The organism is Bradyrhizobium sp. BR 1432, assembly GCF_051547705.1.
GTDB classification, from domain to species: domain Bacteria; phylum Pseudomonadota; class Alphaproteobacteria; order Rhizobiales; family Xanthobacteraceae; genus Bradyrhizobium; species Bradyrhizobium zhanjiangense.
Genome location: NZ_JBPUGF010000003.1, coordinates 7277649 through 7299319, shown reverse-complemented (window position 1 = coordinate 7299319; position 21671 = coordinate 7277649). Strand labels below are relative to the sequence as shown.

Below are 21671 nucleotides of genomic sequence, written 5' to 3'. Positions count from 1 at the left end.
CTCGCCTCCCTAGCTCAGCAATTGGCGGCAGATGTTGACGAAATCGTCGGTCCATCCCGTGAGAAGGCCGAGCAGGACAAGCCAGACCAGCAGCAGGAAGTGCCAGTAGATGGCGCACAGCTCTACGCTCAAGCGCATGTCGGCGATCTCGACGCCGCGCCACATCTTGGCTGAGGTTCGGCCCAAGGCCACCAGACCGCCCGTCAGATGCAGCCCGTGCACCGCGGTCAACAGGTAGAAGAAGGAATTCGCCGGATTGGACGCCACGAAATATCCGGCAGCCCCGAGCCGTTGCCAGGCCAGGAGCTGTCCGGCGAGGAAGATCACGGCAGATGCTCCGCCCGCGAGCAGGCCGATCATGACGCCTTCAGCATCGTCTCGGCGCGCGGCCACGTATGACCATTGCAGCGCGGCACTGCTCAGGACCAGGACGCCCGTGTTGACCCACAGCAGTCGCGGTATCGGCAGCGGCCGCCAGTCCACCACGCTCATGCGCATCGAGTAGGCGCTGATGAAGAGGACGAATAATGTGCTCGCGACGGCGAGAAACACGCCAAGTCCGACCTTCGCTGCCGGCCAGGTCATGGCATCGCCGCCCGGGAAGTCACCGATCGGGCCTTCCTCCAGCCATGGCTTGGCCGTCAGCCGCTGCTGCGACAGCCACCATCCGGCGATCACCGCAAGCACAGCCAGGAACAGGATGATGGCGCTCACGAAGCAGCTCCCTGAACGAGCTGCGTCGCGTGCGGCGGCTGGTTCTGCGGAATGAAGTCCTTCGCGGCGCCGGGGACACTGTAGTCATAGGCCCAGCGGTACACGACCGGGAGCTCCTTGCCCCAATTGCCGTGCCCTGGAGGCGTCTCCGGCGTCTGCCATTCCAGCGTCGTCGCCCGCCACGGATTGCCGCCCGAGGCCTCACCTTTGAACAAGCTCCAAGCAAGGTTGAACAGGAACACCATCTGGCTGAAGCCGACGGTCAAGGCCACCACGGAGATGAACGCGTTCAGTGAATGGGCCGAGGACGGGATGAACGCCGCATCCCCGAGTTCGAAATAGCGGCGCGGAACCCCGAGCAGTCCAAGATAGTGCATGGGGAAGAAGATCAGGTAGGCGCCGAGGAAGGTGACCCAGAAGTGAAACTTGCCGAGAGCCTGGTTCAGCATCCGCCCCGTGACCTTGGGGTACCAATGATAGATCGCGCCGAGCACGACCATGATCGGCGCCACGCCCATCACCATGTGGAAATGCGCGACCACGAACATGGTGTCAGAGAGGGGCACGTCCACGACGACGTTGCCGAGGAAAAGGCCGGTGAGCCCGCCGTTCACGAAGGTGATGATGAAGCCGAGGGCGAACAGCATCGGCACCGTGAGATGGATGTCGCCGCGCCACAGGGTCAGCACCCAGTTGTAGACCTTGATCGCGGTGGGGATTGCGATGATGAGCGTCGTGGTGGCGAAGAAGTACCCGAATTGCGGGAACATGCCGCTCACATACATGTGGTGCGCCCATACGATGAAGCTGAGCGCGCCGATGGCCACGATCGCCCAGACCATCATGCGGTAACCAAAGATGTTCTTGCGCGCATGCGTGCTGATCAGATCGGAGACGATGCCGAAGGCGGGCAGGGCGACGATGTAGACTTCGGGATGGCCGAAGAACCAGAACAGGTGCTGGAAGAGCAGCGGGCTGCCGCCGCCATATTTCGACAGCGTGCCCATCTCGACGAGCGAAGGCATGAAGAAGCTGGTTCCCAAGAGACGGTCGAGCAGCAGCATGACCGAGGCAACGAACAGTGCAGGGAATGCCAAGAGCGCCATCACGGTCGCCGTGAAAATGCCCCACACCGTCAGCGGCAAGCGCATCAACGTCATGCCGCGGGTGCGCGCCTGGAGCACCGTGACCACGTAATTCAGTCCGCCCATGGTGAAGCCGATGATGAACAGGATCAGGGACGACATCATGAGAATGATGCCCGAATCCTGCCCGGGCGTTCCGGAGAGGATCGCTTGCGGCGGGTACAGCGTCCAGCCGGCGCCGGTGGGGCCGCCGGGCACGAAGAAGGCCGAGGCCAGCACCAGGACTGCGAGCAGGTAGACCCAGTAGCTCAGCATGTTCACATAAGGGAAGACCATGTCCCGGGCGCCGACCATCAGCGGGATCAGGTAGTTGCCGAAGCCACCCAGGAACAACGCGGTGAGCAGATAGATCACCATGATCATGCCGTGCATGGTGATGAACTGGAGATACTGGTTGGCATCGATGAAGGAGAAGGTGCCGGGGAATCCCAGTTGCAGCCGCATCAGCCACGATAGCACCAGGGCCACCAGCCCGATGGCCGTGGCCGTCAGCGAATACTGAATGGCGATCACCTTGGCGTCCTGCGAGAAGACATAGCGTGTCCACCAGCTCCGCGGATGATAGAGCTCGACATCAGGCACTTCGGCAGGCGGAATGCCGGGGATCCCTTCATATGGAATATCGACCATAGAAACCTCCTCGGTCGTTTCCATCGGGTGAGACCTTGGCCTCATGCACCCGATCTATCTTGGCGGCGGCTTACTACTTGCCGCCGGATTGGTACGTCGCCTTCACGACGGCTTTTGCCGGCGACAATTCTGCAAACGTTTTTTGTTGCTCCAGCCAAGCGTGATATTCACGCTCTTCGTCGACGATGACCTTGGCGCGCATCTGATAGTGAGCAGCGCCACAAAGCTCCGCACAGAGAACGTCGAACGTTCCGGTTCGGATCGGCTTTATCCAGAAATAGGTCACCATGCCTGGAACCATGTCCATCTTGGCCCGGAATTCGGGCACGTAGAAATCGTGCAGGACATCGACCGAGCGGAGGAGAACCTTGACCGGCTTTCCCACTTGAAGGTGCAGCTCGCCGCTCTCGATCACGACGTCGTCCTGCCCGTGTTGGTCGTCACGATTGAGTCCCATCGGATTGTCGGAAGCGATGTTGCGGACATCGGATGTGCCCAATTGCCCATCCTTGCCCGGAAGGCGGAAGCTCCATTGCCATTGCTGCCCCATGACCTCGACCTCGGTGGCATCCGCAGGCACCGTCACGAACTGGTGCCAGACCACGAGGCCAGGCGCCAGCATGGCCGCGACGCCGACGCCGGTCCCGACGCTCAGCCACCATTCGAGCTTTTTGTTTTCCGGATTGTAGTCGGCCCGTCTTCCCTCTTTGTGGTGAAAGCGGAAGACGCAGTAGGCCATGAAGGCGATGACCGCGACGAAAACAAAGCCCGTGATCCAGAACGTGATGTTGATGGTGTGGTCGATATAGGCCCAGTTCGTGGCGATCGGCGTCCACCACCACGGGCTGTAGAGGTGAAACAGCACCGAGCCGATCGCGACCAGAAGCAATATCAGTGCGACAGCCATCCTGATCCATCCTTGCCATTGAAGGCTACGGATACGAATCCAGGGCGGAGCTCATGTCTGTCGCGATGGCTGGCCTTTCTTGGTCGGCATTCGTGCCATCGCCGGCCTGTTGCTTCGCCCATTCCACTGGTCGCGAAATCAAGGGAACGCTCGCGACCATCAATCTCATCGGAGCTAAGGGCGTCTGTGTGTAAAATGGTCCCAGCCTAATCCGGCGTCAATAGAGCATATCGGCGTGTCAACGCGCGGCGTGGACGTTGCCGTCGCCCGGAAGGTCGACAAAGCATCGGGTGTGCTCAGCGTCCGGGGTGATGCAACGCACAAATCAGGTCCCGCAATTCACCGAACCGTGAGTTCAGCCTTGCCCCGCGCGCGCTAAGCTTGCGAGGCAGGTCGCGACGGGTTCCGTCCGGCCAGGCTCGTTCGCTGAACCTGGGTTACCGTACTCGACCCATCGCGTTTCCTGCTCATCCGGCGGACACGCGTGGCTGGAAAGCGCGTGTTATCGAAACCGCGATTTTCAGGACGGGAGGTCCGTTCATGGCCACTCTGTACTCCCACGACATCAGGCGGCACGTATTCGGCGAAGCGGCCTCCTATCCCATTCGCAAGATCAGCTTGTCCGACCTGTCCGACGCCCTGCGCCTGGGTTGGGAGGATTTCCAGGCGATGCCGAGTCACGCGATCGTCGTGTGCGTGATTTATCCCGTTCTCGGTCTCGTCCTGTTCAGGATGGTGCTCGGCTATTCGGTGCTGCCGCTACTGTTTCCGCTGGCCGCCGGCTTTGCCTTGGTCGGGCCTTTTGCCGCGATCGGTCTCTACGAACTCAGCCGTCGTCGCGAGCGCGGCGAGGAGGTCGATGCATGGGATGCGTTCAAGGTGCTGCGCGCACCTTCGTTCGGCGCCATGGTAGAACTCGGCGTGCTCCTGCTGGTCCTGTTCGGGGCCTGGATCGGTGCCGCGAACGCAATCTATGTCGCAATCTTCGGTCACGCGGCGGCCGCAAGCATTCCCGACTTCGCAACGCGCGTGCTGACGACACCGGAAGGGTGGTCGCTCATCATCGTCGGTTGCGGTGTCGGCTTCCTGTTTGCGGTTGTGGCATTGTGCGTCAGCGTCGTGTCATTTCCGTTGATGCTCGACAGGCATGCGACTGCGATCGACGCGATCCGCACGTCGCTTCGAGCGGTCGCGGCGAATCCGGTTGCGATGGCCGGATGGGGCCTCATCGTGGCAGCGCTGCTCGTGATCGGCTCGCTGCCGCTCTTCGTCGGTCTCGCTGTCGTTCTGCCGGTGCTCGGTCATGCCACCTGGCACCTCTATCGGCGGGTGGTCGAGCCGAATCCGAACCCACCGGACGCACCGCCGCCGCCCCCGAAGGGAAAGCGCTACGCGGCAGACTTTCCGGCCAATCTCTTCCCGTGGAGCCGCGAGGGCGAGTAGTAGCGCGCGTTTGAGGGATAACGGTTGCGAGTGAGACGGGCGATTGTGCCCCTGGATTGCTGTCATCATCCGCGAAAGCGGATGATCCAGTACCCTGCGGCGCTGCTTGTGTGCACGACTGGCGTTACGGAGTACTGTATGCCCCGCCTTCGCGGGGCATGACAGTAAAAGCAGGGCTGCCTACTTCTGCTGCTGCGGCAGGAAGGTCGGGCCGACCGAGCGGATCGGCTTGTTCTCGGAGTTAGCAGGGGCGCCAGTATCCGCCGGCGGCGGCGCGGCGGGCGCGGTGGACGTCGTCGGCGCCGGAGCTGCGCCCTTCTTGGCATTGGCAGGCGTGCCCTTGTTGAGCCGCTGCTGCTGCATCTTCCTGGCGCTCTCTTCGGTGACGATGATGTCGCCCTGCTGCTCGGCCGCCGCCTTGTCGTCGGCCGATTTCAACGCATCCGCCCAGGTCTGGCCCGCGGCCTTGCAGGAGCAGGACGGGTTGAACTCGCTGCGGAATTTGAACGCGGTCGGCAGCGCCGTGTAGGGCTGGCCGCCGATCGAGACCGCCGAGTTCATGTCTTCGCCGGGATTGCGATGGGTATAGAGCACGGCTTCCGCGGCCGGGCACAGCGCCTTGCAGGTCTTCTCGTCGTCGGGGAAGCGCGCCGGCACGGTCGCAAACGAGATCGGGAAATAGGCGCCGTCGCAGGTGCGCACGCATACCGTGCGGAAGGTGCCGGATTGCGGGCCGAGATCGGCGGGCGGCACGGCTTGCGGATTGCCCGCGCTGTTGCCGCCGAACAAATTGCTGAGGAAGTTGCCGCCGCCCTGTGATTGCGCAGCGTTGGCATATTGCGGGCCGCAATTGTTCTGCGCCAGCGCCGCCAGCACCGAGCGGCGCTGGTTGTCGCGCTCGGGGCTGAAGCCGCCGGGGCCGCCGCCGCGCAGCCGCTCGAGATTGCCGGTGATCTGGTCCAGATTGGCGCGCATCTGCTGGATCTGGGTGTTGACCGGGCCGCATTGCGCGGACTGGCCGTTGAACAGCGAGAAGAAGCCGGAGGAATCGCAGCCCATGCGCTTGGCCTGCATGGTGACGCGGTCGAGCTCGGCCTGCTGACGGCTCTGGGAATCCTGGTAGCGGCGGATCTGCTCTTCGCGCGCGGGGTCGCCACCGCCGCCGCGGTCGAGCGCGGCGAGCTGGCCTTCCAGCCGCACGCACATCGGATTGGGGCCGAGTCCGTTCTGGCCGGGCTGAGGCGGCGGTCCGGGCGGGCCGGCCTGCGCGAAAGCGCCGGTGGCGAGCACGACCGTGCTTAGGAGCAGGGTGCAGGCAAGGAGGAAGCGGGCACGAGGCAGGGACAACAATTCAGGCATATCCGCCATTCTAGCGAGGTCACGGCCCAATGTGACTTTCCAAGTGACTTTGGAGGGCCGAAGCGCGCCCTCCCATAGCCGCTTCCTGCGGCATCGTCACGTCGTTTCAACGGCCAAAGATTGGGCCTAAGGTCCGCCAGTTCCGAGCGAATTCAGCGCTGGCAGGTGATTGCGACATATTCGTCGCAACGGCCATGGGAGCAGTTTGCGCCGGATTTGGGGACGGAGCCGGTAATTTCGTCGGGATCGACCCGGCGATAGGCCGAGGCCTGGGCAAAATCCCGTGACTGGCAATAGGTGCGCGCGATGGAGGCGCCGCATTTGTCGCCCTTGGCCAGGCACTGGTCGACCCCGTAGCCGTCCGCCTGGTTGGCGATGATGAAGACGCGGGTCTCGGCGCAAGCGCTGGATGCCGCAATGATGGAGGCGCCGAAAATGAGCGCGAACAAGGATCGCATGAAAACACCGGGGGCAAAAAAGGAACCGCCAGTTCCAGAATGGGCCCAAATGGTTAAGGATCATGAACCATCAGGACGAGCCGGGCGCTTTGCGGAGATAAAGCGGCGTTTTCGCGGCTCTCTTGACGCGGGGCCGCCTCATAGCCCATATGTGGCCGCATGAACGGTCTCCTCGCCATTTGCGCCATTTGCCGCGAGATTACGAGCTAGCGATTCGCTGGCTGGAGCCGTCTTTTCTCAAACACATTGAGAGCCCTGGACGCCCGGCCAACAGCCGACGGGTATCCATATGGAATTGCGCCTTTACGATACGCTGAGCCGGGAAAAGCGGACCTTTGTACCGCTCGATGCGAAGAACGTCCGTATGTATGTCTGCGGACCGACCGTCTATGACTTCGCCCATATCGGCAATGCACGGCCGGTGATCGTGTTTGACGTGCTGTTTCGGCTGCTGCGCCATCTCTATGGCGAGGCGCATGTCAAATATGTCCGCAACATCACCGACGTCGACGACAAGATCAACGACCGTGCCGCGCGGGATTTTCCTGGCCTGCCGCTGAACGAGGCCATTCGCAAGGTCACGGAGCAGACGGGAAAACAGTTTCACGCCGACGTCGATGCGCTGGGCGCGCTGCGGCCGAGCGTGGAGCCGCGCGCGACCGAGCATATCGGCGAGATGCGCGAGATCATCGAGAAGCTCGTCGGCGGCGGCTTTGCCTATGTCGCCGAAGACCATGTGCTGTTCTCGCCGCAGGCGATGAACGCGGCCGATGCAGGCCTGCCGCGCTATGGCGCGCTGTCCAATCGATCGCTGGACGAGATGGTCGCCGGTGCGCGTGTCGATGTCGCGCCCTACAAGAAGGGCAATACCGACTTCGTGCTGTGGAAGCCGTCCAAGCCGGGTGAGCCGTCATGGCCGTCGCCGGCCGGCATCGCTGCGCAGGGACGTCCGGGCTGGCACATCGAGTGCTCGGCCATGGCCTGGAAGCACCTCGGCGAGCATTTCGACATCCATGGCGGCGGCATCGATCTCGTGTTTCCGCATCACGAGAACGAGGTCGCGCAAACCTGCTGCGCCTTCCACCAGCAGCGCATGGCGAACTACTGGATGCACAACGGCTTCCTCCAGGTCGAGAGTGAGAAGATGTCGAAGAGCCTCGGCAACTTCATCACCATCCACGAGCTGCTGCAGGATTGGCCGGGCGAGGTGTTGCGTCTGAACATGCTGAAGACGCATTACCGCTCGCCGATCGACTGGACCATGAAGTCGCTGGAGGAGAGCGCCAAGACGCTCGACGATTGGTATCGCGTCGCGGCCGACGTCGAGCCCGGCAGGCCGGCGGCTTCCGTGGTCGAGCCGCTACTGGACGACCTCAACACGTCCCTGGCGATCGCAGCGCTGCACGGCTTGCGCGGCAGCGACGTGAACGCCTTGGCAGGATCATTGCGGCTACTCGGTTTCCTCTCCGAGAGCGCTGCGCAATGGGAAGGCCGCAAGCAGCAGGCGAGCGGCATCGATGCGAAGGAAGTCGAGCGCCTGATCGCGGAGCGAACGGCGGCCCGTAGCCGCAAGGACTTTGGGGAATCCGATCGCATCCGCGATCTGCTCACCGCGATGGGCGTTGCGATCAAGGACTCCAAGGAGGGCACGACCTGGGAGATTGCGCGATGAAGCGGCCCGACACGCCTTTTCCACGGCACTGGCTCTATTACATCGTACTGAAGATCGCGCTGCTCGCTGGTGCCGTGGCGCTGGTGCTGAAACTCTATGGGATGTGGTGAAGACCGATGGGACAGACTTTGCCAAAACCCGGCTTGCGGCCGTTCCTGCCTGATGACGTGCCGGTGCTCGCCGCGATCTTCACCGCGAGCATCGAGGAGCTGACCGGTGACGACTATAGCGAGGCGCAGCAGCAGGCCTGGATGGAGACGGCGGAAAGCGAAGAGTTCGGCAAGCGGCTCGCCGCCGACCTGACCCTGGTCGCGACGCTGGAAGGCTCGCCCATCGGTTTCGCCTCGCTGCGCGGCAACGATCACATCCGCATGCTCTATGTGCATCCGGGAGTGAGCGGGCAGGGCGTTGCGACCATGCTGGTCGATGCGCTGGAAAAGCTTGCCGGCGGCCGAGGTGCCACGAGCCTCTCGGTCGACGCCAGCGACACCGCGCAGGGCTTCTTCGCCAAGCGCGGCTACATCGCCCAGCAGCGCAACAGCGTCACCATCAACGACGAGTGGCTCGCCAACACCACCATGAAGAAGATGCTCGGAGCTCCGCAATGAGCAAGGAGCGTCTCTATCTCTTCGACACCACGCTGCGCGACGGCGCGCAGACCAACGGGGTCGATTTCACGTTGGCCGACAAGCAGGTCATCGCGGCGATGCTCGATGATCTCGGCATCGACTATGTCGAGGGTGGCTATCCCGGCGCCAATCCACTCGACAGCGAATTCTTTGCAACCAAGCCAAAGCTCGCCCATGCGCGCTTCACCGCCTTCGGCATGACGCGGCGAGCCGGGCGCTCGGTTTCCAACGATCCCGGCGTCGCCGGGCTGCTGGAAGCCAAGGCCGACGCGATCTGCTTCGTGGCGAAGTCATCGGCCTATCAGGTGCGCGTCGCGCTGGAGACGACGAAGGAGGAAAACCTCGCCTCGATCCGCGACAGCGTTGCGGCCGCGAAGGCTGCTGGACGTGAAGTGATGCTCGACTGCGAGCATTTTTTCGACGGCTACAAGGAAGACGCGGCGTTCGCGCTCGCCTGCGCCAAGGCCGCTTATGAGGCCGGCGCACGCTGGGTGGTGCTGTGCGACACCAATGGCGGCACCATGCCTGATGAGGTCGAGGCCATCGTCACCGAGGTGACGAGGCACATTCCCGGCGATCATGTCGGCATCCACGCCCATAACGATACCGAGCAGGCGGTGGCGAATTCGCTCGCCGCGGTGCGCGCTGGTGCGCGGCAGATCCAGGGCACGCTGAACGGCCTCGGCGAGCGCTGCGGCAACGCCAATCTCTGCTCGCTGATTCCGACTCTGAAGCTGAAGAAGAATTTTGCCGACGCCTTCGAGATCGGCGTCACGGCCGAGAAGCTGGCAACGCTGGTCAAGGTCTCGCGCACGCTCGACGACATGCTCAACCGTGTGCCGAACCGGCACGCGGCCTATATCGGCGAGAGCGCCTTCGTCACCAAGACTGGCATTCATGCCTCCGCCGTGCTGAAGGATCCGCAGACCTACGAGCACGTCCTGCCGGAGTTGGTCGGCAATCACCGCAAGGTGCTGGTCTCCGACCAGGCCGGACGCTCCAATGTCATCGCCGAGCTCGATCGCGCCGGCATCGCTTATGAAAAGAGCGATCCCAAGCTGACGCGCCTCGTCGAGGAATTGAAGGCACGCGAGGCGGCGGGCTACGCCTATGAATCCGCAAACGCCTCGTTCGAGCTTCTGGCGCGCCGGACGCTCGGCAAGGTGCCGCACTATTTCGAGGTCGAGCAGTTCGACGTCAATGTCGAGCAGCGTTACAATTCGCACGGTGAGCGCGTCACCGTCGCTTTGGCCGTGGTCAAGGTCGACGTCGCCGGCGAGCATCTGATCTCGGCCGCCGAAGGCAATGGTCCCGTCAACGCCCTCGACGTCGCCTTGCGAAAGGACCTCGGCAAGTACCAGAAGTACATCGAGGGCTTGAAACTGATCGATTATCGCGTGCGTATCCTCAATGGCGGCACCGGCGCGGTTACGCGCGTCTTGATCGAGAGCGAGGACGAGAACGGCGACAGCTGGACCACGGTCGGCGTGTCCCCGAACATCATCGACGCCTCGTTCCAGGCGCTGATGGATTCGGTGATCTACAAGCTCGTGAAGTCGGGCGCGCCGGCGTAAGCGACGGCGGCGCAACAGCGCCGTTATTGCGAGCGAAGCGAAGCAATCCAGAATCCCTCCGCGGTCCACACGCTGGATTGCTTCGCTACGCTCGCAATGACGAGGAGGAGAAAGGGAGCGCGACCAATGATCGACCACATCTCCGTCGGCGTCAGCGATCTCGATCGCGCCGCGAAATTCTATGAGGCCGCGCTTGCCGCGCTCGGTCTCACGCGCCTCGTGACGCGGCCGCGGACTATCGGCTTCGGCAAGGCCTATCCGGAGTTCTGGATCAACTTGCGCGAGGGCATGCCGCGCGTCGCGCTGGAGAGCGGTGTGCACATCTGCCTGCGGGCGAAGACGACTAATGAGGTCGACGCGTTTCACGCCGCCGCGCTGTCGGCCGGCGGTGCCTCCGACGGCGCGCCGGGCATCCGCCCGCACGATCGCGTGCGCTATTACGCGGCGTTCGTCACCGACCCCGACGGTAACCGGATCGAGGCGGTGACGTTTCCGAGCGAGTAGCCGTTAAAGCCTGCGTGCCACTTCCGGTGCGAGCTGCTTTTCTGCCTCGGCGACCTGGGCGGCAGCCGTCTTCAGCTTCGGCAGAATCTCTTCGACGCGATCGGCCTTGAGAATGTCGATCGAAAGGCCGGCGCGGATGAACTCGGTCTGGCGCATGTGCGACAAGAGCGAGAACAGCGGCTCCCAGAAATTGTCGATGTTGGCGAGCAGCACCGGCTTGGCGTGACGGCCGAGCTGCTTCCAGGTCATTTGCTCGACCAGCTCCTCCAGCGTGCCGACGCCGCCCGGCAGCGCCACGAAGGCGTCGGAGCGTTCGAACATCAGCCGCTTGCGCTCATGCATGTCGGGGGTGACGATCATCTCCTGCACGCGGGTCAGCGCGTTTTCGCGCAGCCGCAGGAAGTCGGGGATGATGCCGGTGACGGTGCCGCCGTGATCGAGCACGGAGGTTGCGACCGCGCCCATCAGGCCGAGCGAGCCGCCGCCATAGACCAGGCGGATGTTGTTTTCGGCGAGTGCCTTGCCGAATGCCTTGGCGCCTTCGGTGAAGCGGGGATTGGTTCCTGGGCCGGAGCCGCAATAGACACAGACAGTTTTGATTGTGCTCATTGGTGCCATGATGCATTGCAACGAAGAGGCGTCAAGCCCAATCGGTGATTCGGATCCCCGGAAATCTACCGGTAAATGGCGATAAACAATCGAAAGATTCGCCATCTGGCGGGGTGCGCGGACATCGGGAAGGCTCTATATGACGAACGAAAATCGTTAATGGTAGCGACGCCCGCATCCGGCGGGCTTTCAGGCTTCTTGATGGACCAACCTCAATCGTTCGACGGCGCCGACGTTCCTGATCCTCCTGCGGGGGACCATTGGAGCGGGCCACGCTGATGGGCACGTTGGCGCATCTGTGGCCCTATATCTGGCCGGGCGACCGCTTCGATCTGAAGATGCGGGTGGTCTGGTCGCTGGTGCTGCTGCTCGCCGCCAAGCTGATCACGCTCGCCGTGCCGTTCAGCTTCAAATGGGCGACGGATGCGCTGACCGGCGCCAACACCGCGCCGGTGCTGGCGGACAATTGGCATCTTTGGGTGATCGCCCCACCGCTGCTGCTCACCGCGAGCTACGGCGCGATGCGCATCCTGATGGCGGTGCTGACGCAATGGCGCGACGGCATCTTCGCGCGCGTCGCCATGCATGCGGTGCGCAAGCTGGCGACCATCACCTTCATTCACATGCACGAGCTGTCGCTGCGCTTCCACCTCGAGCGCAAGACCGGCGGTCTGACGCGCGTGCTCGAGCGCGGCCGCGAGGGCATCGAGGTCATCGTCCGCATGGTGATCCTGCAGCTGATCCCGACCATCGTCGAGGTCTCGCTGCTGATGGCCGTGCTGCTCTGGCAGTTCGATTGGCGCTACGTGGTCGCGACCCTGATCACGGTCACCCTCTACATGTATTACACCTACATCGCGACCGAGTGGCGGATCGGCATCCGCCGCAAGATGAACGATTCCGACACCGAGGCGAACACCAAGGCGATCGAACTCGCTGCTCAACTACGAGACGGTGAAGTATTTCGGCGCTGAGGCGCGCGAGGCACGACGCTACGACAAGTCGGTGGAGCGTTACGAGGAGGCGAGCGTCCGCACCTATACTTCGCTCGCAGTGCTCAACACCGGCCAGGCCGTGATCTTCACGCTCGGTCTGACCGCGACCATGCTGATGTGCGCGATCGGCGTGCGCAACGGCACCAACACGGTCGGCGATTTCGTGCTGGTCAATGCCATGATGATCCAGCTCTATCAGCCCCTGAACTTCATGGGCATGGTCTACCGCGAGATCAAGCAGGCGATCATCGACATCGAGAAGATGTTCGGTGTGCTCGGCCGCGAGGCCGAGATCAAGGACGCATCCGATGCGCAGCCGCTGGTCGTCTCCGCCGGCACCGTGCGCTTCGAGGACGTGCGCTTTGCCTATGAGCCGACGCGGCCGATCCTGAAGGGCATCAGCTTCGAGGTACCGGCTGGCAAGACGGTTGCGATCGTGGGACCGTCGGGCGCGGGCAAGTCGACGATCTCGCGTCTGCTGTTCCGTCTCTACGATGTCTCCGGCGGTAAGATCCTGATCGACGGCCAGGACATTCGCGAGGTCACGCAGGGTTCGCTGCGCGCCTCGATCGGCATGGTGCCGCAGGATACCGTGCTGTTCAACGACACCATCCGCTACAACATCCGCTACGGCCGCTGGGACGCCAGCGATGCCGAAGTCGAGGAGGCGGCGCGGCTGGCGCAGATCGATCATTTCATCCGCCTGGCGCCGATGGGCTACGAGACCCAGGTCGGCGAGCGCGGCCTGAAGCTGTCCGGCGGCGAGAAGCAGCGCGTCGCGATCGCACGCACCGTCTTGAAGGCACCGCCGATCCTGGTGCTCGACGAAGCAACGTCGGCGCTCGACACCCACACCGAGCACGAGATCCAGGGTGCGCTCGACCGCGTCGCCAAGAACCGCACCTCGCTGGTGATCGCGCACCGGCTCTCGACCATCGTCGGCGCCGACGAGATCATCGTGCTGGACCAGGGCCGCATCGCCGAGCGCGGCACCCACGCAAAGCTGCTCGCGCAGGCCGGCCTCTATGCCAGCATGTGGAACAGGCAGCGCGAGGCCGAGGCGGCACGGGAGAAACTGGCCAAGATGGCCGACGCCAGCGAGGCGCCCAACCGGCAGCCGCCGCCCGTCGACGACGCCCTGACGGCGCCTGCGGCGGCGGAGTGACCTTGTCTCCGGTCCCAACTCTGGCCTAAACAACTCCACCGCGCGGGACGGCCCCGTGCGCCGTCAACCCTTCAGCGGCAGAGAGCGATGTCCATTCTCGATTCGATCCAGCGTCAGATCCCGCCGATCCACAAGGAGGGCTATCCCTTCATCGGCGGCTTTGCGCTGGCAAGCCTGATCCTGTTCTGGCTGTGGTCCCCTCTGGGGTGGATCGGCACGATCCTGACCGTCTGGTGCGCGCTGTTCTTCCGCGATCCCGTCCGGGTCACGCCGGTGCGCGAGGGGCTCGTGGTGTCGCCGGCGGATGGCCGCATCTCGATGATCACCATGGCGCTGCCGCCGGCCGAGCTCGGGCTAGGCGACCGGCCGCTGCCGCGCGTCTCGGTGTTCATGAGCGTGTTCAACTGCCACGTGAATCGCGCTCCCGTAGCGGGCAGGGTGGACCGCATCGCCTACCGGCCTGGCCTGTTCATCAATGCCGAGCTGGACAAGGCGAGCGAGGACAATGAGCGCAACTCACTGGTGATCACGACACCGACCGCGCGGATCGGCGTGATCCAGATCGCCGGCCTCGTGGCCAAGCGCATCGTCTGCTTCGTCAAGGAAGGGCAGGCGATCGGTGCCGGTGAGCGCTTCGGCCTGATCCGCTTCGGCTCGCGCCTCGACGTCTATTTGCCTGTTGGCACCAAGGCGCTGGTGTCGGAAGGGCAGACCGCGATCGCCGGCGAGACGATTTTGGCCGATCTTGCCGGGGATGACCCGAGCCGCAGCTATCGCGCCAATTAACCAATAGTCGGTGCATGTGGCCCTTCCGCCGCAATGGCGGAGGGGAGCGCGGCTTGCTATATCTCGCCTTGAGGTGAGGACGAGCCATGACGCCCTACGATTTGAGAGATCCTGACACGCGCCGGCGGCGGTTCCGTCCGATTCCGGTGCGGATGCTGGTGCCCAACGTCATCACGCTGCTGGCGATCTGCGCCGGCCTGACCTCGATCCGGCTGTCGATCGAGGGGCGGATGTCGCTCGCCGTCTACGCCATCGTGTTCGCGGCGGCACTCGACGGCATCGACGGCCGCATCGCGCGCATGATCAAGGGCCAGTCCAAATTCGGCGCCGAGCTCGACAGCCTCGCCGATTTCGTCAATTTCGGCGTGGCGCCCGGCCTGATGCTGTATTTCTGGCAATTGCACGAGCTCGGCAATGCCGGTTGGATCGCCGCGATGGTGTTCGCGATCTCTGGCGGCCTGCGCCTGGCGCGCTTCAACGCCACCATGGACGATCCCAACAAGCCGGCCTTCGCCGCCAATTTCTTCACCGGCGTGCCGGCGCCGGCCGGCGCGATCACCGTGCTGCTGCCGATCTATGTCGCGTTCCTCGATCTCGGGCGCTGGCCGGCGGCGGTAACGGCGGCCTATACGCTTTTGATCGCGTTCCTGATGGTGTCGCGCCTGCCGGTGTTCTCCGGCAAGACCAAGCGCATGCGCGTGCCGCCGGAACTGGTGCTGCCGGCGTTCGTCGCCGTGATCGTCTTTATCGCGATCTTGATCGCCTATCCCTGGCACGTGCTGTCGATCGGCACGGTGCTTTATCTGCTCTGCCTGCCGCTCGGCTACAAATCCTACCGCGATCAGGCGCGTGCGATGGAAACCACCGCGCCGGCGGGAGGCGAGGTCCCGTCACCGCCTTCGGCACCGACGCTGGCGAATTTGTCGGAGCCGCCGCACGACGACGACCGGCCCGGCCGGCTGCACTAAGCGGCCACACGCGGATATCTGCCATGAGGCGCGCCGAGTTGGGTTGAAGCCTGATCTCGGCTATATCGCCCTGTGCCGGCGGCACCGCGCCAACAGCGGCCGCCAATGTGGGAGAGAACGCCGTGACCAATTCCGCGACCGGGCCGCTGCCCGCTTCCGTCCTCGAAGCGCTGGGCCGCTACGACACGCCGACGATCTGCAATGCCATGGAGATCGTCGGCGCCGGAGCGACGGCTGATCGGCTACACCACCAAGCAGCTGGTCTGTCCGTTCCCCGATTTGCCGCCGATCGTCGGCTATGCCCGCACGGTTGCGATCCGCTCGGTGTTGAAATCCTCGCTTCCTGCCGAGGAGCAGTCCAAGCGCCGCATCGAATATTACGAATATGTCGGCACCGGTCACGGCCCGCGCATCTCGGTGATCCAGGATATCGACGGTCCTGATGTCGGCTACGGCGCGTTCTGGGGCGAGGTGCAGAGCAATGTGCACAAGGCGCTCGGCTGCCTCGGCGTGATCACCGACGGCTCGATCCGCGACATCCCGCAATGGGCCCCTGGTTTCCAGGCGCTCGCTGGCTCGATCGGTCCTTCGCATGCCTGGGTGCATGCCGAGAGCTTTGGCGGCGAGGTGCGCGTCGCCGGCATGACCGTGAAGTCGGACGATCTGATCCATGCCGACCAGCACGGCGCCATCGTGATTCCGCTCGACGTCGCGGCAAAGCTGCCCGAAGCCGCCGAGCTCTGCGGCCGCCGCGAGACGCCGATCCTGGAGATCGCGCGCAGTCCCGACTTCTCGCTGGAGAAGCTCAAGGCCGCGCTGAAGCGCTCGGCGGAGATTCACTAAACGCGTGACGAAGCGGCCTACGGCGGCGATGCCGGCCGTGGGTCGCCTTGTTCCGTCAGAAGCAGGGCGGCTTGATCCGGCTCACCGAACACTGCGGCGGCGCATCCGATCAGGGTGAAGCCGCCGGCAAGATCCCAAAGGGTGATGTTGTCCGCATTGTCCGGGAGATGAATCGAGCGCGCCGCGATCACGGCGAAGCCGGCCTCGACAAAAAGCAGGACGCTGAATGCCGGCAGAACCAGTTCCGGCTCGAGCAGGTGGAGTGCTAACACCGCGGGCAGCGCGGTGAGAAGACTGAACAACGTCAACATGGCAAATCGGCTCCTGCGATGGAGCATGCCGCACAGCCGGAGAATACCGCATGATGGCGCGTCACGGATGTGACGCAGGGCCGCAGTCGGAGGACGCGCAATGAGGATGAAGGGCAAAACGGTTCTGATCACCGGCTCGACCGACGGCGTCGGCCGCTACGTTGCGCGCCGGCTGGTTGAAGAAGGTGCGAGCGTCCTGATTCATGGCCGCGACGCGGCGCGTGCGAAGACGTTGAGCGACGAGATCGTCAAGGCCGGCGGTATCGCGCCGACTTTCTACCAGGCCGACCTGTCATCGATGTCGGGCACACGTGCGCTGGCGGAGGCCGTGATGCGTGATCACCAGCGCCTCGACGTCCTGGTCAGCAATGCCGGCATTGGCTCGCAGAATGACGGGCCGCAGCGGCAGGTCAGTGCCGACGGTCACGAGCTGCGATTTGCCGTGAACTATCTCGCTGGCTTCCTGCTCGTCCATCTGTTGCTGCCATTTTTGAAAACGGCGGCGCCGTCGCGCATCGTCAACGTCGCCTCGCTCGGCCAGCACCCGATCGATTTCGACGACGTCATGATCACCAGGGGCTACAGCGGCTCGCGCGCCTATGCGCAGAGCAAGCTCGCGCAGATCATGTTCACGATCGATCTGGCGCGGGAATTGAAGGGCACCGGCATCACCGTGAACGCGCTGCATCCCGCGACCTACATGAACACCACGATGGTGCGCGCCGGCGGCATCACGCCGATGTCTACGGTGGAGCAAGGCGGTGCGGCGATCTTGCACCTTGTCGAGGGCGACGACGTCGCTGATAGAAGCGGATTGTTTTTCAACGGCATGAACGAGGCACGCGCAAATCCGCAGGCCTACGATGCCGACGCACGCAAGCGCCTGCGCGCGCTCAGCCTGGAGCTGACGGGGCTATCGCCCTAAAGCGCGATGAGATCAGGATGAATTGTCATCGCGCTTTAGGTTATTGTATGAGCATGATCTTTTCGGAAAACCGCTGCACACTTTTCCGGATCATGCTAGCGTGGCCGGTTATGGTTAGCGAAATGTTGAGATTCCTGCCGCCGGCCGGCAATCGCAGCGCCTGCAGCACGGCGTACCCCCACTGTCCGGACTTAACCTTTACGCGGCTTTAAGGGCGGCGCTCTAGGGTTTCCGCTGCGGTTCGGGGTTGGGCCGCGCCAGCGGCCAGGACGGCCGTTGTTGCGTACGCGTTGGAGTCTCCCATGGATATCATGACGGGCGTTGGGCTCACGGCCGGCATCATCGTCATCACCGCGATGATCTTCATGGGTGGCGATCTCCACATGTTCATCTCCGAACATGCCATGATCATCATCTTCGGCGGCTCGATCTCCGCCACCATGATCCGCTTCCCGCTCTCGGCGCTCCTGCACGGCCTTCCGCTCGGCGCGAAGTTCGCCTTCACCATGAGCCGGCTGTCGGCCCACGACCTCGTCGACGAGCTCGCCCGCATCGCCGAGATTGCCCGCAAGCAGGGCCCGGTGGGTCTCGAAAAGGTCGAGACCGACGAACCCTTCCTCGCCAAGGGCATCCGCTACGTCGCCGACGGCTATGACCTCGACTTCATCCGCGACAATCTCGAGCGCGACCGCGACAACTTCCTGATGCATCTGGACGAGGGCAGCAAGATCTACCGTGCCATCGGCGACTGTGCCCCGGCCTTCGGCATGATCGGCACGCTGATCGGCATGGTGCAGATGTTCGCCAACATGACCGATCCCTCCAAGCTCGGCCCGTTCATGGCGACCGCGCTGCTCGCCACGCTCTACGGCGCGCTGGTTGCGAACCTGTTCTGTCTGCCGATCGCCGACAAGCTGCACGGCAAGCTGCTGGATGAAGAGACCAACCGCACCCTCATCATCGACGGCATCCTGATGATCCGCGACTCCAAGAGCCCGACCCTGGTGCGTGAAATGCTGCTGGCCTATCTGCCGGAGAAGCATCGTCACGCCGAGGGTGAGCCGGTGCCGGCCTGATCGCGCGCATCCGGATTTAGGCCATGGCCAAGAAGAAACGCGGCGATGCCCACGGCGGCGGTCACGGCTGGTTCGTGACCTTCGCCGACTTGATGGGCCTGATGATGAGCTTCTTCGTGATGCTCGTCGCCTTCTCGACCCAGGATGCCAACAAGCTGAAGATCGTCGCCGGATCGATGCGCGACGCCTTCGGCGTGCAGAGCGAGGCGCGCTATGCCGGCATCGTCGAGTCCGACGGTCTGCCGACCCGCCCGCGGCTGAAGAACGTCGACCACATCCAGCCCGAGGATGCCTCCAACACGCCGACGCCCGACCAGGAGGACCGCGACCGCACCTCGGGCGCGAAGATCAAGGTCGACCGCAATTTCGCGCTCGCTGCGGCCTCGCTGCGCCAGGCGTTGCAGGACATGCCGGAACTGACCGAGATGTCCAAGCACATCATGTTCGAGGAGACCAAGCAGGGCCTCAATCTGGAGATCGTCGACCAGGACGGCCGCTCGATGTTCGCCGACGGCTCCAAGGTGCCGTATGACCGCACCCGCCGCCTGGTCGAAAAGCTCGCTGTCCCGCTCAAGGCGACGCCGCTGCGCGTCTCCATCGCCGGCCACACCGCGGCGGGTTTCGTGCCGGTCCGCAGCGACTACGGCGCCTTCGATCTGTCGGCCGACCGCGCCAATGCCGTGCGCCAGATCCTCGAACGCGAGGGACTGCCGCCGTCGCACATCTTCGCTGTTTCCGGCAAGGCGGACACCCAGCCGCTGTTTCCGGACGATCCCTCGCTCGCAGCCAACCGGCGGGTGACCATCACCTTGATGCGCGAAGATCCGCCGCTGCCGCCGAATCTGAAGCCGTAGGTCTCTTGCGTTACCATCTTACCTGAGGCATGTCGTCGCGCAGGTGACGGCGTGGCCGCGCCGTCACAGCATCCGCCTCGGCGCCTGCTAACCTGCTAAGGTGGGGTGCCGATTGACAGGCGCGCCGGAAGCGTCAAAAGGCGCCGGATCAAATTCAGGGACGAAGCGTTTTCCACCCTCATGACGGCGAGCATCACATCGACTGAGACCCAGGAAGGGCCGGTCACCGCGGGCTTTTGGTCCCTCACGCTCGGGAGCATCGGCGTCGTCTTCGGCGACATCGGCACCTCGCCGCTCTACGCATTCCACGAGGCCGTCAGGGGCGCGGCGCATGGCGAGCCGGTCTCACGGGTCATGGTGCTCGGCGTACTCTCGCTGATCCTGTGGGCGCTCCTGATTGTCGTCACTGCCAAATATGTCCTGCTGCTGCTGCGCGCCGACAACAACGGGGAGGGCGGCACGCTCTCGCTGATGGCGCTCGGCCAGCGCGCGCTAGGGTGGCGGAGCTGGTTCCTGCTCGCGCTCGGCGTGGTCGGCGCCTCCATGTTCATCGGCGATTCCATGATCACGCCGGCGATTTCGGTGCTGTCGGCGGTCGAAGGCCTCAAGCTCGCAACCCCCGCGTTCGAGCACTATGTCGTGCCGCTCACCGTTCTCATCCTGGCGCTGCTGTTCGCGGTCCAGAGCAAGGGGACGGCGCTGGTGGCCTCCGCCTTCGGGCCGGTGATGGTGGTCTGGTTCACCTGCCTTGCGGTGATGGGCGCCGTCCACATCGCCGACGATCCCTCGGTGCTTGCGGCGATCAATCCCTACTACGCGCTACAATTCCTGCTGTCGCACGGCACGATTGGCCTTGTGACCCTCGGCGCCGTGTTCCTGGCGGTGACCGGCGGCGAGGCGCTCTATGCCGATCTCGGTCATTTCGGCCGCAAGCCGATCCAGTCGGCCTGGATGTTCTTCGTGCTGCCCGCGCTCTTGATCAACTATTTCGGGCAGGGCGCGTTGGTGCTGTCCGATCCCAGCGCGATCGAGCATTCCTTCTACCGCATGGTGCCTGAAGGTCTGGTGCTGCCGCTGGTCGGGCTTGCGACCGCCGCCACGGTGATCGCGAGCCAGGCGGTGATTACCGGCGCCTATTCGCTGGTCTATCAGGCGGTGCAGCTTGGCCTGCTGCCACGCTTCGAGGTGCGCTACACCTCCGAGAACTCACGCTGGCCAGATCTATCTGCCGCGCGTGAACCGGTTGCTGCTGATCGGCGTGATGCTGCTGGTGCTGCTGTTCCACACCCCCAGCAATCTGGCTTCGGCCTATGGCATCGCGGTCTCCACCACCATGGTCGCCGACGGCATCATGGGCTTCGTCGTGATCTGGAAATTGTGGAACTGGCGCGCCGCCACCGCCGCTGCCGTCATCGTGCCCTTCGTCGTCGTCGATATGAGCTTCTTCAGCGCCAACCTGCTCAAGCTGCTCGAAGGCGCCTGGGTGCCGCTGCTGTTCGGCGTGCTCATGGCGGGGACGATCTGGACCTGGCGGCGCGGCTCGGGAATCCTGATCCAGAAGACGCGCCGGATCGAGGTGCCGCTGGACGATCTGATCCGGAGCCTGGAGAAGCGGCCGCCGCACATCGTCAAGGGCACCGCGGTGTTCCTGACCAGCGATCCCTCGTTCGTCCCGACCGCGCTGCTGCACAATCTCAAGCACAATAAGGTGCTGCACGAGCACAACGTGATCCTGACCATCGAGACCGCGCATACGCCGCGGGTCGACCTGTCGGAGCGGTTCCGCATGGAGAAGATCAGCGACAAATTCTCGAAGGTCCGCCTGCGCTTCGGCTTCATGGAGCAGCCGAACGTGCCCAAGGCGCTCGCGATTGCGCGCAAGCAGGGTTGGCAGTTCGACATCATGTCGACGTCGTTCTTCGTGTCGCGGAGGTCGCTGAAGGCCTCGGCGCAATCGGGCATGCCGCTCTGGCAGGACCATCTCTTCATTGCGCTGAGCCGGTCCGCCAATGACGCTACCGACTATTTCCAGATTCCCACCGGGCGGGTGGTTGAAGTCGGCACCCAAGTCACCATTTGACCGCAATTGGCGGACCTATGCTAA

16 protein-coding genes and 4 pseudogenes are annotated in these 21671 nt (G+C 63.8%); 13 read left to right on the top strand and 7 right to left on the bottom strand.

The window, feature by feature from the left end; all coding sequences use genetic code 11:
- Positions 1-9: 9 nt before the first annotated feature.
- The 3 genes from ACSKB8_RS35530 to ACSKB8_RS35520 form a co-directional block, all read right to left on the bottom strand.
- Positions 10-714 carry a cytochrome c oxidase subunit 3 gene (locus tag ACSKB8_RS35530; protein WP_370986716.1) on the bottom strand — a complete coding sequence of 235 codons (705 nt, stop codon included), beginning with the start codon at positions 712-714 and terminating at the stop codon, positions 10-12.
- On the bottom strand, positions 711-2489 hold the full coding sequence (locus ACSKB8_RS35525; RefSeq protein ID WP_438109160.1) for a cbb3-type cytochrome c oxidase subunit I: 1779 nt from the start codon (positions 2487-2489) through the stop codon (positions 711-713). The genes ACSKB8_RS35530 and ACSKB8_RS35525 overlap by 4 nt, the downstream gene beginning before the upstream one ends.
- 73 nt (positions 2490-2562) lie before the next feature.
- Positions 2563-3396, bottom strand: coding sequence for a cytochrome c oxidase subunit II (locus ACSKB8_RS35520; protein ID WP_438109158.1), 834 nt, complete (start codon positions 3394-3396; stop codon positions 2563-2565).
- Positions 3397-3936: 540 nt separating this feature from the next.
- Here ACSKB8_RS35520 and ACSKB8_RS35515 point away from each other — a divergent pair.
- Entirely contained in the window at positions 3937-4839 is a 903-nt protein-coding gene (locus tag ACSKB8_RS35515) for a DUF2189 domain-containing protein (RefSeq protein WP_438109156.1), read from the top strand.
- A 180-nt stretch (positions 4840-5019) separates the two neighbouring features.
- On the opposite strand, the gene ACSKB8_RS35510 is transcribed toward ACSKB8_RS35515, so the two are convergent.
- Positions 5020-6207: a DUF2865 domain-containing protein gene (locus ACSKB8_RS35510; protein WP_438109155.1), complete on the bottom strand. Its 1188-nt coding sequence runs from the start codon at positions 6205-6207 to the stop codon at positions 5020-5022.
- A 143-nt stretch (positions 6208-6350) separates the two neighbouring features.
- Positions 6351-6656, bottom strand: a complete 306-nt coding sequence (locus ACSKB8_RS35505; protein WP_438109153.1) for a hypothetical protein — start codon at positions 6654-6656, stop codon at positions 6351-6353.
- A 289-nt stretch (positions 6657-6945) separates the two neighbouring features.
- Between ACSKB8_RS35505 and cysS the strand changes: the two genes are divergently transcribed.
- From cysS to ACSKB8_RS35485, 4 genes are all read left to right on the top strand, one after another.
- Complete coding sequence (cysS, locus tag ACSKB8_RS35500) at positions 6946-8328, top strand: cysteine--tRNA ligase (protein WP_438109151.1); 1383 nt, start codon at positions 6946-6948, stop codon at positions 8326-8328.
- Between the two features lie 116 nt (positions 8329-8444).
- The gene (locus ACSKB8_RS35495; RefSeq protein ID WP_438109149.1) at positions 8445-8936 is read left to right on the top strand and encodes a GNAT family N-acetyltransferase; all 492 of its coding nucleotides are present in this window, start codon (positions 8445-8447) and stop codon (positions 8934-8936) included.
- A complete protein-coding gene (cimA, locus tag ACSKB8_RS35490) occupies positions 8933-10531 on the top strand; it encodes a citramalate synthase (protein WP_370986723.1) in 1599 nt (532 codons plus the stop codon). The genes ACSKB8_RS35495 and cimA overlap by 4 nt, the downstream gene beginning before the upstream one ends.
- A gap of 126 nt (positions 10532-10657) precedes the next feature.
- Positions 10658-11035: a VOC family protein gene (locus ACSKB8_RS35485; RefSeq protein WP_438109147.1), complete on the top strand. Its 378-nt coding sequence runs from the start codon at positions 10658-10660 to the stop codon at positions 11033-11035.
- Between the two features lie 3 nt (positions 11036-11038).
- Here ACSKB8_RS35485 and ACSKB8_RS35480 read toward each other — a convergent pair whose 3' ends face one another.
- A complete protein-coding gene (locus ACSKB8_RS35480; RefSeq protein WP_164934453.1) occupies positions 11039-11644 on the bottom strand; it encodes a TIGR00730 family Rossman fold protein in 606 nt (201 codons plus the stop codon).
- A gap of 201 nt (positions 11645-11845) precedes the next feature.
- Between ACSKB8_RS35480 and ACSKB8_RS35475 the strand changes: the two are divergent.
- The 4 genes and pseudogenes from ACSKB8_RS35475 (at position 11846) to ACSKB8_RS35460 (ending at position 16401) form a co-directional block, all read left to right on the top strand.
- Positions 11846-13804, top strand: a pseudogene (locus ACSKB8_RS35475) (ABCB family ABC transporter ATP-binding protein/permease).
- A gap of 72 nt (positions 13805-13876) precedes the next feature.
- A pseudogene (locus ACSKB8_RS35470) lies at positions 13877-14590 on the top strand (phosphatidylserine decarboxylase); the annotation flags it as partial.
- Positions 14591-14676: 86 nt separating this feature from the next.
- On the top strand, positions 14677-15558 hold the full coding sequence (locus ACSKB8_RS35465; protein ID WP_249761034.1) for a CDP-alcohol phosphatidyltransferase family protein: 882 nt from the start codon (positions 14677-14679) through the stop codon (positions 15556-15558).
- Between the two features lie 122 nt (positions 15559-15680).
- Positions 15681-16401 (top strand): annotated as a pseudogene (locus tag ACSKB8_RS35460) (RraA family protein).
- Positions 16402-16418: 17 nt separating this feature from the next.
- On the opposite strand, the gene ACSKB8_RS35455 reads toward ACSKB8_RS35460, so the two are convergent.
- Positions 16419-16712, bottom strand: coding sequence for a hypothetical protein (locus tag ACSKB8_RS35455; RefSeq protein ID WP_438109144.1), 294 nt, complete (start codon positions 16710-16712; stop codon positions 16419-16421).
- Between the two features lie 100 nt (positions 16713-16812).
- On the opposite strand from ACSKB8_RS35455, the gene ACSKB8_RS35450 reads away from it, so the two are divergent.
- From ACSKB8_RS35450 to ACSKB8_RS35435, 4 genes and pseudogenes are all read left to right on the top strand, one after another.
- The gene (locus ACSKB8_RS35450; protein ID WP_438109142.1) at positions 16813-17637 is read left to right on the top strand and encodes an SDR family NAD(P)-dependent oxidoreductase; all 825 of its coding nucleotides are present in this window, start codon (positions 16813-16815) and stop codon (positions 17635-17637) included.
- Positions 17638-17939: 302 nt separating this feature from the next.
- The gene (locus ACSKB8_RS35445) at positions 17940-18713 is read left to right on the top strand and encodes a motility protein A (protein WP_018645542.1); all 774 of its coding nucleotides are present in this window, start codon (positions 17940-17942) and stop codon (positions 18711-18713) included.
- Positions 18714-18736: 23 nt separating this feature from the next.
- A complete protein-coding gene (locus tag ACSKB8_RS35440; protein ID WP_091888688.1) occupies positions 18737-19567 on the top strand; it encodes an OmpA/MotB family protein in 831 nt (276 codons plus the stop codon).
- A gap of 180 nt (positions 19568-19747) precedes the next feature.
- A pseudogene (locus ACSKB8_RS35435) lies at positions 19748-21647 on the top strand (potassium transporter Kup).
- The last annotated feature ends 24 nt before the right edge of the window (positions 21648-21671 follow it).